Source organism: Acinetobacter sp. WCHA45, from assembly GCF_002165255.2.
GTDB lineage: Bacteria > Pseudomonadota > Gammaproteobacteria > Pseudomonadales > Moraxellaceae > Acinetobacter.
In genome coordinates this window covers 2,545,904-2,560,247 of the sequence record NZ_CP028561.1, presented here as the reverse complement: position 1 = coordinate 2,560,247, position 14,344 = coordinate 2,545,904, and the positions used below count along the sequence as shown (strand labels likewise).

The 14,344-nt window shown below is 42.4% G+C and carries 11 protein-coding genes; 10 read left to right on the top strand and 1 reads right to left on the bottom strand.

Going from position 1 to position 14,344, the window contains the following annotated elements; all coding sequences use genetic code 11:
- The first annotated feature begins 22 nt into the window (after positions 1-22).
- The 9 genes from secE to CDG55_RS13660 all read left to right on the top strand — a co-directional run bounded on the left by secE (position 23) and on the right by CDG55_RS13660 (position 12,710).
- Positions 23-463, top strand: a complete 441-nt coding sequence (gene secE / locus CDG55_RS13700; RefSeq protein ID WP_087537417.1) for a preprotein translocase subunit SecE — start codon at positions 23-25, stop codon at positions 461-463.
- 7 nt (positions 464-470) lie between these two features.
- Positions 471-1,004 (top strand): transcription termination/antitermination protein NusG, encoded by a 534-nt coding sequence (gene nusG, locus CDG55_RS13695; protein ID WP_004659359.1) that lies wholly within the window; start codon positions 471-473, stop codon positions 1,002-1,004.
- A gap of 112 nt (positions 1,005-1,116) precedes the next feature.
- Positions 1,117-1,545 (top strand): 50S ribosomal protein L11, encoded by a 429-nt coding sequence (gene rplK, locus CDG55_RS13690; RefSeq protein ID WP_004637639.1) that lies wholly within the window; start codon positions 1,117-1,119, stop codon positions 1,543-1,545.
- Positions 1,546-1,548: 3 nt separating this feature from the next.
- A complete protein-coding gene (gene rplA, locus CDG55_RS13685) occupies positions 1,549-2,244 on the top strand; it encodes a 50S ribosomal protein L1 (RefSeq protein WP_005163060.1) in 696 nt (231 codons plus the stop codon).
- A 288-nt stretch (positions 2,245-2,532) separates the two neighbouring features.
- Positions 2,533-3,039, top strand: a complete 507-nt coding sequence (rplJ, locus tag CDG55_RS13680) for a 50S ribosomal protein L10 (RefSeq protein WP_005163057.1) — start codon at positions 2,533-2,535, stop codon at positions 3,037-3,039.
- A gap of 42 nt (positions 3,040-3,081) precedes the next feature.
- Positions 3,082-3,450 carry a 50S ribosomal protein L7/L12 gene (gene rplL / locus CDG55_RS13675; protein ID WP_004656287.1) on the top strand — a complete coding sequence of 123 codons (369 nt, stop codon included), beginning with the start codon at positions 3,082-3,084 and terminating at the stop codon, positions 3,448-3,450.
- Positions 3,451-3,759: 309 nt separating this feature from the next.
- Positions 3,760-7,848 carry a DNA-directed RNA polymerase subunit beta gene (rpoB, locus tag CDG55_RS13670; RefSeq protein WP_087537418.1) on the top strand — a complete coding sequence of 1,363 codons (4,089 nt, stop codon included), beginning with the start codon at positions 3,760-3,762 and terminating at the stop codon, positions 7,846-7,848.
- A 141-nt stretch (positions 7,849-7,989) separates the two neighbouring features.
- Positions 7,990-12,183, top strand: coding sequence for a DNA-directed RNA polymerase subunit beta' (gene rpoC, locus CDG55_RS13665; protein ID WP_004916929.1), 4,194 nt, complete (start codon positions 7,990-7,992; stop codon positions 12,181-12,183).
- Between the two features lie 170 nt (positions 12,184-12,353).
- Positions 12,354-12,710: a hypothetical protein gene (locus CDG55_RS13660; protein ID WP_004916926.1), complete on the top strand. Its 357-nt coding sequence runs from the start codon at positions 12,354-12,356 to the stop codon at positions 12,708-12,710.
- Between the two features lie 65 nt (positions 12,711-12,775).
- Here CDG55_RS13660 and CDG55_RS13655 read toward each other — a convergent pair whose 3' ends face one another.
- Positions 12,776-13,261 carry a DUF4442 domain-containing protein gene (locus CDG55_RS13655; protein ID WP_087537429.1) on the bottom strand — a complete coding sequence of 162 codons (486 nt, stop codon included), beginning with the start codon at positions 13,259-13,261 and terminating at the stop codon, positions 12,776-12,778.
- A gap of 114 nt (positions 13,262-13,375) precedes the next feature.
- Here CDG55_RS13655 and CDG55_RS13650 point away from each other — a divergent pair, with 114 nt between their 5' ends.
- Positions 13,376-14,251: an alpha/beta fold hydrolase gene (locus CDG55_RS13650; protein WP_087537419.1), complete on the top strand. Its 876-nt coding sequence runs from the start codon at positions 13,376-13,378 to the stop codon at positions 14,249-14,251.
- The last annotated feature ends 93 nt before the right edge of the window (positions 14,252-14,344 follow it).

Sequence of the window (14,344 nt, the reverse complement as noted above, 5' to 3'; positions counted from 1 at the left end):
GAATTCTACGACGAGTAAAAAAATGTCGAATGATAAATCGCGTGACGCATTAAGCGACGCGCCAATCCCTCAAAGAAATAATGCTGCAGAAGTTATAAATGCAAGTTCTCCGCTTGATATTGTCTTGTGGTTAATTGCAATTGTTTTGTTAGTTGGTTCAGCATTGGTAAATCAACATTTACCAGCCTATTGGGCACCTGCAAATGATATTTGGGTGCGCGTTGGGGTAATTTTGGCTTGTGTCGTCGTCGCTTTAGGTTTATTATACGCCACCCATCAAGGCAAAGGCTTTGTGCGTTTGTTGCAAGATGCGCGAATTGAACTGCGTCGAGTGACTTGGCCAACAAAACAAGAGACGATCACGACATCGTGGCAGGTTCTTTTGGTTGTGGTTGTTGCATCATTGGTTTTATGGTGTTTCGATTACGGGTTAGGTTGGTTTATTAGGTTAATTATCGGGTAAGAGTGCGATGAAACGTTGGTATATTATTCATGCCTATTCTGGTTTTGAAAAACAAGTGATGCGTTCACTTAATGACCGAATCCAGCGCAGCACTGTTGCTGATAGTTTTGGTGAAGTCCTTGTTCCTACTGAAGAAGTGGTAGAAATGAAGGATGGTAAGAAGCGTAAGTCTGAGCGTAAATTCTTTCCTGGCTATGTATTAGTCGAAATGGAAATGAATGATGATACTTGGCACATCGTTAAAGAGTGTCCAAAGGTTCTAGGTTTTATTGGTGGTACACCAGAAAAACCAGCACCAATTTCTCAACGTGAAGCTGATGCAATTCTTGCGCGTGTACGTAATACAGGTGAAGCACCTCGTCCTAAGACAATGTTTGAGCCTGGTGAAGAATTACTCGTGGTTGATGGTCCGTTCACTGACTTTAAAGGGGTCGTGGAGGAAGTACAATACGAAAAGTCACGTTTAACGTTGACGATCAATGTATTTAATCGACCAACGCAAGTTGAACTTGAGTTTCGACAAGTCGAAAAAACGATTTAATTTGAGTTGGTTGGTAAGCGCCCGATTTGATCGGGCATTGTTGTTCTAACACTTCGGTGTTATTTAATTTTTTGGGGAGCCTGACGGCGTTTGTACCCAGAGGTAATTTTCAATGGCTAAGAAGATTGACGGCTATATCAAGCTGCAAGTTCCAGCTGGTAAAGCAAATCCATCTCCACCAATTGGTCCTGCTTTAGGTCAACGTGGTGTAAACATCATGGCATTCTGTAAAGAATTCAATGCTGCTACACAAAAACTTGAAGTTGGCTTGCCAATTCCTGTCGTGATCACTGTGTACAACGATAAGTCGTTCACATTTATCATGAAAACTCCACCTGCATCTATTCTTCTTAAGAAAGCTGCTGGTATTCAAAAGGGTTCTTCTGTACCTAACAAAACTAAAGTTGGTAAGTTGACTCGTGCTCAATTAGAAGAAATTGCGACTACTAAAGAACCAGATTTAACTGGTGCTGATTTAGATGCTCGTGTGCGTACCATTGCTGGTTCTGCACGTTCTATGGGCTTGGAAGTGGAGCTATAAGACATGGCAAAGTTAACTAAACGTCAAAAAGCCATTGCTGCTGCTGTAGAAGCAAACAAAGTTTATACTTTGGAAGAAGCAGTACAAGTTCTTAACAGCCTTCCAGCTGCGAAGTTCAAAGAATCATTAGACATCTCTGTAAACCTTGGTGTTGATCCACGTAAATCTGATCAGGTTGTTCGTGGTGCGACGACTTTACCTGCAGGTACAGGTAAAACTGTACGTGTAGCAGTATTTGCTCAAGGTGCTGCTGCTGAAGCTGCAAAAGAAGCTGGTGCAGATGTTGTGGGATTTGATGACCTTGCTGAAAGCATTCAAGGTGGAAATCTTGATTTCGACGTAGTGATTGCTGCTCCTGATGCAATGCGCGTTGTTGGTAAGTTAGGTACAATTCTTGGTCCACGTGGCTTAATGCCAAACCCTAAAGTGGGTACAGTAACGCCTGACGTTGCGAATGCGGTTAAGAATGCCAAATCTGGTCAGGCACGTTACCGTGTAGACAAAGCGGGTATCATTCACGCTGCAATCGGTCAACTTGGCTTTAGCGAAGAAGCTGTACGTCAAAACGTTGAGACTTTAATTGCAGATTTAAAACGTTTAAAACCTGCAACTTCTAAAGGTGTATACGTTAAGAAGATCACTTTAAGCTCGACTATGGGCCCAGGTCTTACTGTTGACGTAAACAACGTTTCTAAGTAATTAGATAGAATTTTAAAGCCCTGAGTAAAAATCAAAGTGCTGCTTTGATTTTTACGCAAGAAACGCGCTGTCGTATTTTGCGAACTTAGGCAAACTTTGAATTGGTAAATGAATATTTATCAGCGTCAAAGACCTCAGGCGAGAAGTGTTTTCGGACACTTTTCTTAAAAGTCCAGCCTGAGTAGACGTGGTGGTGTGATTTGTTCCTCCTCCACGTGTAAGTCGAAAGGCTTACGAATTGGGAGTGTGCCTGTATAGGTGCATAAATCACCGTTAGGAGGTTTTACAATGGCTCTTCTTATCGAAGGCAAAAAACAGATCGTTGCAGAAGTAAGTGAAGTTGCTTCTAAAGCGTTTTCTGTTGTTGTGGCTAACTATCAAGGTTCAAGCGTAGAGCAGTTGACACAACTTCGTGTTGAAGCTCGTAAGTTGGGTGTTACAACGCGTATCGTACGTAACACTTTGGCTAAGCGCGCATTAGAAGGTACTCAATTCGATATCTTAAATGACAATCTTGTTGGCCCAACCATTCTCGGTTTCTCAACTTCTGAAGATGACATGGGTGCAGCTGCACGCTTGTTCGAAGAATTTGCGAAAACTAACAAAGCATTTGAACTTAAAGCTGCCGCATTTGACGGTAAGGTTTATCAAGGTGCTGACGTTAGCGTAATTGCAAACCTTCCGAACCAAGAAAAAGCGCTTACTATGCTCGCGTCTGTTCTTCAAGCTCCTATTTCGAAATTGGGTCGCCTTATTACAGCGCTCAAAGAGAAAAACGAGTCAGAAGCGGCTTAATCCTATTTTCACACCATTCAATATCCATTTGGAGTTATTCTCATGGCTTTAACAAACGAAGAAATCTTAAACGCAGTTGCTGAAAAAACTGTTCTGGAACTTGTTGAATTAATCTCTGCTTTCGAAGAGAAATTTAACGTATCTGCTGCTGCTGTTGCTGTTGCTGCTGCTCCAGGCGCTGCTGCTGCTGCTGAAGAACAAACTGAATTCAACGTTGAGTTGACTTCTTTCGGCGCGAACAAAGTTGCTGTAATTAAAGCAGTTCGTGAAGCAACTGGTCTTGGTCTTAAAGAAGCGAAAGATCTTGTTGAAGGCGCTCCTGCTGTTCTTAAAGAAGGCGTTTCTAAAGAAGAAGGCGAAGAACTTAAGAAGAAGCTTGAAGAAGCTGGTGCTACAGTTACACTTAAGTAATGCTGTAGGGAGTCGATTTTTTCAAAATCGGCTCCAAAAAATGGCTGATGGCTCTTGGGTCATCAGCCTTTTTGCGTTACAATAATCGGCTCGTTTTTTGATAGTTTTACGCTTATTGTGCGTATTATTTAAACGAAATTCATGAAATCAAACGCTTACCAATATTTTTTTGCTTATAAAAATATTGTTAAGCGTTTTAATACCACTAAAAATTGCAGCATTTGTAAACAGTGGTGGCCATATCGGCCTGCGTAATTCCTTCTAGACCCGTTCTGCAGGCGGGTTTAGTTTACTTTCCGAGGACTCCAGATGGCATACTCATATACCGAAAAGAAACGGATCCGTAAGAATTTTGGTAAATTGCCCCACGTAATGGAAGCACCGTACTTACTGTCGATTCAGGTCGATTCGTACCGTACATTCTTACAAGGCGGTAAAACTCCAAAAAATCGCGAAGATATCGGTCTCCAAGCCGCATTTCGTTCAGTTTTTCCTATTGAAAGTTATTCTGGCAATGCTGCTTTAGAATTTGTTGAGTATAGCCTTGGTAAGCCTGAGTTTGACGTGCGTGAATGTATTTTACGTGGTTCAACTTATGCAGCACCAATGCGCGTAAAAATTCGTTTGATCATTAAAGATCGTGAAACGAAATCAATTAAAGACGTTCGTGAACAAGAAGTTTACATGGGTGAAATGCCACTCATGACCGATAACGGTACTTTCGTTATCAATGGTACTGAGCGTGTCATCGTATCTCAATTACACCGTTCACCAGGTGTATTCTTTGATCATGATAAGGGTAAAACTCACTCAAGTGGTAAAGTGTTGTATTCAGCACGTATTATCCCTTACCGTGGTTCATGGTTAGATTTTGAATTTGATGCTAAAGATTTAGTATACGTACGTATTGACCGTCGTCGTAAGCTGCTTGCAACGGTGATTCTGCGTGCCTTGAATTACAGCAATGAACAAATCTTGAATTTGTTCTATGAAAAAGTACCTGTATATCTTGATATGGGTAGCTATCAGATTGATCTTGTTCCAGATCGCTTACGTGGTGAAATGGCACAATTCGATATCTTGGATAATGATGGTAAAGCGATCGTTGAACAAGGTAAACGTATTAATGCACGTCATGTACGTCAAATGGAAGCTGCGAACTTAGCCAAGCTTTCTGTACCTGATGAATATTTATATGAGCGTATTACAGCTGAAGATATCACACTGAAAAGTGGTGATGTGATTCCTGCGAATACCGTACTTAGCCATGACATCATGGTGAAGATCGCTGAAGGTGGTGTTAAACAGTTTAACATCCTGTTCACGAACGACATCGATCGTGGTCCTTTCATTGCAGATACATTGCGTGCGGATACAACAACAGGTCGTGAAGAAGCACTTGTTGAAATCTATAAAGTCATGCGTCCAGGCGAACCACCAACGAAAGAAGCTGCTGAGAACTTATTCAACAACTTATTCTTCTCTTCTGAGCGTTATGACCTTTCTCCAGTGGGTCGTATGAAGTTCAACCGTCGTTTGGGTCGTCCTTACGAAGTGGGTACTGACCAGAAGTCACGTGAAGTTGAAGGGATTCTGTCACACGACGATATTATTGATGTATTACGTACATTAGTAGAAATTCGTAACGGTAAAGGCGAAGTCGACGATATCGATCACTTGGGTAACCGTCGTGTACGTTCTGTTGGTGAAATGACAGAAAACCAATTCCGTGTTGGTTTAGTTCGTGTTGAGCGTGCTGTTAAAGAGCGTTTAAGCCAAGCAGAAACAGATAACTTGTCTCCACAAGATTTGATCAACGCAAAACCTGTTGCTGCTGCAATCAAAGAATTCTTTGGTTCAAGCCAATTGTCTCAATTCATGGACCAAAACAATCCATTGTCTGAGATTACACACAAACGTCGTGTATCTGCGCTTGGCCCTGGTGGTTTGACACGTGAACGCGCGGGCTTCGAAGTACGTGACGTACATCAAACTCACTACGGTCGTGTTTGTCCAATTGAAACGCCTGAAGGTCCAAACATTGGTTTGATCAACTCGCTTTCTGTCTATGCAAAAGCGAATGACTTCGGTTTCTTGGAAACACCATACCGTAAAGTTGTAGATGGTCGTGTAACTGATGAAGTTGAATATTTATCTGCAATTGAAGAAGTAGGGACTGTCATTGCACAGGCTGACTCCGCTGTTGATAAAGATGGTAACCTGACTGAAGAAATGGTTTCTGTCCGTCATCAAGGTGAATTCGTACGTATGTCGCCTGAGCGTGTCACACATATGGACGTTTCTGCACAGCAGGTTGTTTCAGTTGCGGCATCATTGATCCCATTCCTTGAACACGATGACGCGAACCGTGCCTTGATGGGTTCGAACATGCAACGTCAAGCTGTTCCTACATTGCGTGCTGACAAACCGCTTGTTGGTACAGGTATGGAAGCAAACGTAGCACGTGATTCAGGTGTGTGTGTGATCGCAAACCGTGGCGGTGCGATTGAATATGTTGATGCATCTCGTATCGTAATTCGTGTCAACGAAGATGAAATGATCGCGGGTGAAGCAGGTGTAGATATCTACAACCTGATCAAATATACACGTTCAAACCAGAATACATGTATTAACCAAAATGTCATCGTGAAATTAGGCGACAAAGTTGCTCGTGGTGACATCTTGGCTGACGGTCCATCGACTGACATGGGTGAACTTGCGCTTGGTCAAAACATGCGTGTCGCGTTCATGACATGGAATGGTTATAACTACGAAGACTCGATCTTACTTTCTGAGCGTGTACTTCAAGAAGACCGTTTAACGTCAATTCACATTCAAGAATTGTCATGTGTCGCACGTGATACTAAGTTAGGTGCAGAAGAAATTACTGCTGATATTCCTAACGTTGGTGAAGCTGCGCTGTCTAAATTGGATGAGTCAGGTATTGTTTATATCGGTGCTGAAGTGACTGCAGGTGACATCCTTGTTGGTAAGGTAACACCTAAAGGTGAAACTCAGTTAACACCTGAAGAAAAATTACTTCGCGCAATCTTTGGTGAAAAAGCGGCTGACGTAAAAGACTCGTCTTTACGTGTTCCGTCTGGTACCAAAGGTACAGTGATTGACGTTCAAGTCTTCACACGTGATGGTTTGGAAAAAGATGAACGTGCTCAAGCAATTGAGAAAGCTCAACTTGACGCATACCGTAAAGACTTGAAAGAAGAATATAAAATCTTCGAAGAAGCAGCACGTGAACGTATTGTTCGTTTGTTGAAAGGTCAGGAATCTAACGGTGGTGGTACAACCAAACGTGGTGATAAACTTTCTGAAGACGTATTGTCTGGTTTAGAGCTGGTTGATCTACTTGAAATTCAGCCAAATGACGAAGCAATTGCTGAACGCTTAACTCAAATTCAAGTGTTCTTGAAAGAGAAGAGTTACGAGATTGACGAGAAGTTTGCGGAGAAGAAGCGTAAACTTTCTACAGGTGATGAATTAACAACTGGCGTATTGAAAGTTGTTAAGGTTTACCTTGCAGTTAAACGTCGTATCCAGCCTGGTGATAAGATGGCGGGTCGTCACGGTAACAAGGGTGTTGTATCAAACATCTTACCAGTTGAAGACATGCCACATGATGCGAATGGTGTACCAGTCGACATCGTATTGAACCCATTAGGTGTACCGTCACGTATGAACGTGGGTCAGATTCTTGAAACACACTTGGGTATGGCGGCGAAAGGTCTTGGCGATAAGATCGAAAAAATGTTGAAAGAACAACGTACAGTGATTGAACTGCGTGAATTCTTAGACAAGATTTATAACAAGGTTGGTGGTGAGCAGGAAGAGCTTGATAGCTTGACTGACGCAGAAATCTTGGCGCTTTCAGGTAACTTGCGTGCTGGTGTTCCATTAGCGACCCCTGTATTTGATGGTGCTGAAGAAAGTCAGATCAAAGACTTACTTGAATTGGCAGACATTTCGCGTACAGGTCAAACAGTATTGTTTGATGGTCGTACAGGTGAACAGTTTGACCGTCCTGTAACTGTAGGTTACATGTACATGCTCAAATTGAACCACTTGGTTGATGACAAGATGCATGCGCGTTCAACAGGTTCTTACTCACTTGTTACCCAACAGCCGCTTGGTGGTAAAGCACAATTCGGTGGTCAGCGTTTCGGTGAGATGGAAGTCTGGGCACTTGAAGCATACGGTGCTGCATATACGCTCCAAGAAATGCTTACAGTGAAGTCGGATGACGTCGAAGGTCGTACACGCATCTATAAGAATATTGTAGATGGAAACCATTATATGGATCCGGGTATGCCTGAATCGTTCAACGTATTGACCAAAGAGATCCGTTCTTTAGGTATCAACATTGAACTGAAAAATGGTGACTAAATCCCCCTCGATCCCCCTTTATTAAAGGGGGAAGTTCTCCTCTTTGTTAAAGAGGGGTTAGGGGAGATTCCAAATTTCAGTAAAAACAATATTTGTGACCCAGTCGGGAGAGCGTAGCTCCCCGACACACGGAGAAAAAAATTGAAAGACTTGCTCGATATCATGCGTAAGAAAACGGATTCAGAAGGTCATGCACCGATTGAATTTGACCGTATCCGTATTGGTCTTGCGTCACCAGAGATGATTAAGTCATGGTCTCACGGTGAAGTTAAAAAGCCTGAAACCATTAACTACCGTACTTTTAAACCTGAACGTGACGGTTTGTTCTGTGCCAAAATCTTTGGTCCAGTAAAAGATTACGAATGCTTGTGTGGTAAATACAAGCGTATGAAATATAAAGGCGTCATTTGTGAAAAATGTGGCGTTGAAGTAACGACTGCTAAAGTTCGTCGTGAACGTATGGGTCACATTGAACTTGCTTCTCCAGTTGCACACATTTGGTTCTTGAAATCATTACCGAGCCGTATTGGTTTACTTCTTGATATGACATTACGTGATATCGAGCGCGTATTATATTTCGAATCTTATGTCGTTACTGATCCTGGTATGACTCCGTTTGAAAAGTATCAACTTTTAACGGATGAAGAATACTACAATGCACTTGAAGAGCACGGTGATGAATTCACAGCGAAAATGGGTGCAGAAGCTGTTCAAGACTTGTTGAAAGACATCGATCTTGAAGCTGAAATTGCTCGTTTACGTGAAGAGATTCCACAAACGACTTCAGAGACGAAACTTAAAAAAGCGTCTAAACGTTTGAAGTTGATGGAAGCATTCAAAGAATCAAACAATAAGCCTGAATGGATGGTGATGAATGTACTTCCAGTACTTCCACCAGACTTACGTCCGCTTGTACCACTTGAAGGTGGTCGTTTCGCGACTTCAGACTTAAACGATCTATATCGTCGTGTGATCAACCGTAACAACCGTTTGAAACGTCTTCTTGATCTTGCTGCACCAGACATTATCGTACGTAACGAAAAACGTATGTTACAAGAGTCTGTTGATGCATTGCTTGATAACGGTCGTCGTGGTCGTGCGATTACAGGTTCGAACAAACGTCCATTGAAATCTTTGGCTGATATGATCAAAGGTAAACAAGGTCGTTTCCGTCAAAACTTACTTGGTAAACGTGTTGACTATTCTGGTCGTTCGGTAATTACCGTAGGTCCTACTTTACGCCTTCACCAATGTGGTCTTCCGAAGAAAATGGCGCTTGAATTATTCAAACCATTTATCTTCGCGAAACTACAAGCATCTGGTCAAGCAACAACCATTAAAGCTGCGAAGAAAATGGTTGAGCGTGAGACTCCAGAAGTTTGGGACGTTCTTGCTTCTGTAATTCGTCAACATCCAGTAATGTTGAACCGTGCGCCAACACTTCACCGTTTAGGTCTTCAAGCATTTGAACCGATTCTGATTGAAGGTAAGGCGATCCGTCTTCACCCACTCGTATGTGCTGCGTTTAACGCCGACTTCGATGGTGACCAAATGGCGGTACACGTTCCATTGACATTGGAAGCGCAGCTTGAAGCTCGTGCATTGATGATGTCAACAAACAACATCTTGTCGCCAGCCAACGGTGAGCCAATCATCGTTCCTTCTCAGGACGTTGTATTGGGTCTTTACTACATCACACGTGATGCAGTAAATGCCAAGGGTGAAGGCATGGTGTTTGCGGATACTCACGAAGTAAACCGCGCATTGGCAACGGGTAAAGTAGCGATTCACGCACGTGTAAAAGTACGTGTACACCAAACTGTGATCAATGAAAATGGTGAACGTGAACAGCAAACGATTATCGTTGATACAACACCAGGTCGTTGCTTACTTTGGGAAGTTGTTCCACAAGGTTTAAGCTTTGATATGATCAACCTTGAGATGACTAAAAAGAACATCTCTAAGTTAATCAACTCTTGCTACCGTAAACTTGGTTTGAAAGATACTGTTATCTTCGCTGACCAATTGATGTATTTGGGCTTCCGTCAAGCGACGCGTTCAGGTGTATCTGTTGGTATGGAAGACATGTTGATCCCACCAACGAAACAAGTCATTATTGACAAAGCTGAAACAGAAGTTCGTGAAATCGAACAACAGTTTGAGCAAGGTTTCGTAACTGCGGGTGAGCGCTATAACAAAGTGGTCGATATTTGGGCGCGTACCAATGACCAGGTTGCGAAAGCAATGATGGATAACCTGTCTTATACCCTTGTGAAAAACAAGCAAGGTGAAGATGAGAAGCAGAAATCATTCAACAGTATCTACATGATGTCTGACTCGGGTGCCCGTGGTTCGGCAGCTCAGATTCGTCAGTTAGCGGGTATGCGTGGTTTGATGGCGAAGCCAGATGGCTCGATCATTGAGACACCGATTAAAGCAAACTTCCGTGAAGGCTTGACAGTACTTCAGTACTTCATTTCAACACACGGTGCGCGTAAAGGTTTGGCCGATACAGCTTTAAAAACAGCAAACTCTGGTTACTTGACTCGTCGTCTAGTAGACGTAGCACAAGACTTAGTAATTACTGAACCTGACTGTGGTACAGCGGGTGGTTTAGTGATGACTCCATTCATTCAAGGTGGTGATGTCATCGAGCCATTACGTGACCGCGTATTAGGTCGTGTAACGGCTGAAGATGTACGTCGTGCATCTGATGACGAAGTTGTATTACCTCGCGGTACACTTATTGACGAGAAAATCGCAGCTCAGCTTGAAGAAGCGGGTGTCGATGAAGTTAAAGTACGCTCAGTAATTGCATGTGAATCTACATTCGGTGTGTGTGCTCGTTGTTATGGTCGTGACCTTGCACGTGGTCACTTGGTGAATCCAGGTGAATCAGTCGGTGTAATGGCTGCTCAGTCAATTGGTGAACCTGGTACACAGTTAACGATGCGTACGTTCCACGTTGGTGGTGCTGCGAGCCGAACTTCTGCTGCGAACAGCGTTCAAGTACGTAACAAAGGTACTGTACGTTTCCACAATGTGAAAACTGTACAACATGCCAAAGGTCACTTAGTGTCAGTTTCTCGTTCAGGTGAAATTGGTATTGCGGATGACTTAGGTCGTGAGCGTGAGCGTTATAAACTTCCTTACGGTGCCAGCATCTTGTTGAAAGATGGTGAGACTGTAGAAGCTGGCGGTATCGTAGCGACTTGGGATCCACATACACATCCACTTGTTACAGAAGTTGCGGGTAAAGCACGTTTCAGCCAAATCGCTGATGGTGTAACTGCAACCTCTAAGACTGATGATGCAACAGGTATGACGACTGTTGAAATCTTGCCAGTAACAGCACGTCCTGCGTCTGGTAAAGATTTACGTCCTGCGATCGTGTTGGATACAACAGATGGCGGCGAACAGTTCTACTTCTTGCCACAAAATACAATCGTGACTGTCCGTGATGGCGAAACGATTGGTGTGGGTGATGTAATCGGTCGTGTACCACAAGAATCTTCGCGTACTCGTGATATTACCGGTGGTCTTCCACGCGTTGCAGACTTGTTTGAAGCACGTAAACCAAAAGAGCATGCGATTTTGGCAGAAGTGTCTGGTATCGTAAGCTTTGGTAAAGAGACCAAAGGTAAGAACCGTTTAGTGATCACACCTGATGATGGTTCAGAGATCTACGAAGAGTTGATTCCTAAATGGCGTCAAATCAACGTGTTCGAGGGTGAGCATGTGAACCGTGGTGAAACCATTTCTGATGGTCCACAAAACCCACATGACATCTTACGTTTGAAAGGCGAAGTTGCTTTAACAAACTACATCGTGAACGAAGTTCAAGACGTTTACCGTCTCCAAGGTGTAAAAATCAACGATAAGCACATTGAAGTCGTCGTACGTCAAATGTTGCGTAAAGTTGAAATCACTGATGGTGGCGATACAAGCTTTATTAAAGGCGAACAAGTGGATTACATCCGTGTTGTTCAAGAGAACCAAGCTGTCTTGGCTCAGAACAAGTTCCCTGCGAAGTTTGAACGTCAATTGATGGGTATTACCAAAGCGTCGCTTTCTACTGACTCGTTCATCTCTGCTGCATCGTTCCAGGAAACAACACGTGTGTTAACTGAAGCGGCTGTAACAGGTAAAGAAGATGATTTACGTGGCTTGAAAGAAAACGTTGTTGTTGGTCGTTTGATTCCTGCTGGTACAGGTCTTGCGTATCACCTAGAACGTCGTCGTCAAGAAGCGGAAGCTGCTGAGTTTGAACTTCACAATGATTTCAGTGAAGTTGATCAAGCGTTTAGCCAAGCGTTAAATTCAGATCAATTCTAATTATGAGTTGATTCAAAAAAAGCACCTTCGGGTGCTTTTTTTATTGGTTTAAAATTGAGTTTAAATTTACAAATATTAAAGCATTAGCTAACTCAAATTACATAACATGATCAAAGTCCACATAAAAGAAGATTATTATTTTTAACATACAGAACAGGAGAGTATCCGTCATGAAAAAAACGATTGGTGTTGTTTCTGCTTTAGTCATATCAACGGTTATGTTTACAGGTTGTCAAAATATGAGCGCATCAGACCAGCGTATAGGTGCAGCAGCCTTAGGTGGTGCAGTAGGTGGTGGTGTTGGTAACCATGTTGGTGGTGGTCTAGGTGCGGGTGTAGGTGCAGCAGCTGGTGCTGGTGTAGGGGCAAATACCCAAGGTGGTAGTAGCCGTACGACTACAAGTAGTGCTATTGGAGCAGGTATTGGTTCAGTTGTAGGTAAAGCGTTATTAGGTGGTGATTCTGGTGCCGCAATTGGTGGTGCGATCGGTGGTGGTGCAGGTGCTGCCATCCAAGAAAAGAAATAATTTCTAATTTCGTAATAAAAAATGCCTGTGATTCCTCTCAGGCATTTTTTATCTAGCTATATAGATTAAGTAGTAGCTTTAGCCTTTTTTCTACGAATGTATAAGGTTTTCTCGACTTCTGCGATCCGAGTACCAGCTTCATCCACAATATTTAAAGTATATGATCGAAGTAAAGGTTCATGATTTTCAGCCAATTGCTTAATTTCCGCAATTTCAGTGGCACTGAGCTGTATATCGGCATAGACGGTGCTGCGACCTGGTGACAGGAAATTAATCGAGGCACTTTTATCCCACACAATATATTTATGGCCTAAATGATGCATGAGCATCAGCATATAAAATGGGTCAACCATTGAGTATAAACTTCCACCAAAATGTGTCCCAACAATGTTACGGTTTTTTCGGGTGAGCGGCATTTTGACACGGATGTGGTAATTGTCCATATCAATGGTTTCAATTGTGATTCCTGCCCCGCGATAAGGGGAATAATGATTCAGCATAAATTTAGAAATCGCTGGAATGGTTCGAATTTTTTTGAAAAAGTCTTTCATGGTCAATTTTTTTTCTTGCAACGCTATTCATACTCCATAAGTATCATTTTTAGTGCATCGCTGGCAATGGCTGTTTTATAACCAAGCCGATAGAAAACAAAATGGGAAAAAATTATGCAAGCACAAGTAAAAACAGTAACCACTTCTGACCAACAAAGCCTCTGTGTCAAAATATGGGGTGATGAAAAGAAAACACCATTGGTGTTAGTACATGGTTATCCCGATAATCAAGAAGTATGGGAGCCGATTATTGAGCAATTGGTTGATGACTATTATGTCGTTACTTACGATGTTCGTGGTGCAGGTTTGTCATCAATTCCAAAGCGTATTAAAGACTATCGATTACCGCGTTTATCTTTGGATTTACAAGAAGTCGTTGATCAAGTGTTACCCAACCGCAATTTCCACATGGCAGCGCATGACTGGGGTTCTTTACAGTCTTGGGAATCAGTAACTGAACCTAAGTTAAAAGGTCGTTTACTATCTTATACAACAATCTCAGGCCCTTGCTTGGATCATGCTTCTTTATATTTGCGTGAAAAGTTTAAATCTGCACCAAGTAATGTACTGAAAATGCTGACTAAATCTTGGTATATTGGTGCTTTCCATTTGCCATTAGTTGCTCCAACCGTATGGACTTTCTTTAGTCCAGAAAAGTGGGGTAAGATTTTAAGTGGCTTAGAGAAAAAACAAAATTTGCCATTAAATGCAAATATTGTGTCAGATGGTAAATACGGTATTAATTTGTATCGTGCTAACTTTATTCCTTCACTGGCTCAACCACGCCAACGCTATGCTCAATGTCCTGTACAGGCGATTGTATTAAAACGCGATGCATTTGTTAGCCCTGAGTACATTACGGAATCAATGCCAAAATGGGTTGAAAACTTGGAATATGTTGAACTTGATGCCAACCACTGGGCAGTTCTAAGTAAGCCAACCAAAATTGCTGAACTAATCCGTCATTTTGTAAAACGCCAGACTGTTTAAGGCTTTAGCGGATTAATCAAAATAAAAATCACTTAAAACAGATTGCAATTTGGCGACATTTTCATCTTCTATACAATGAATCTGCTAGAATGT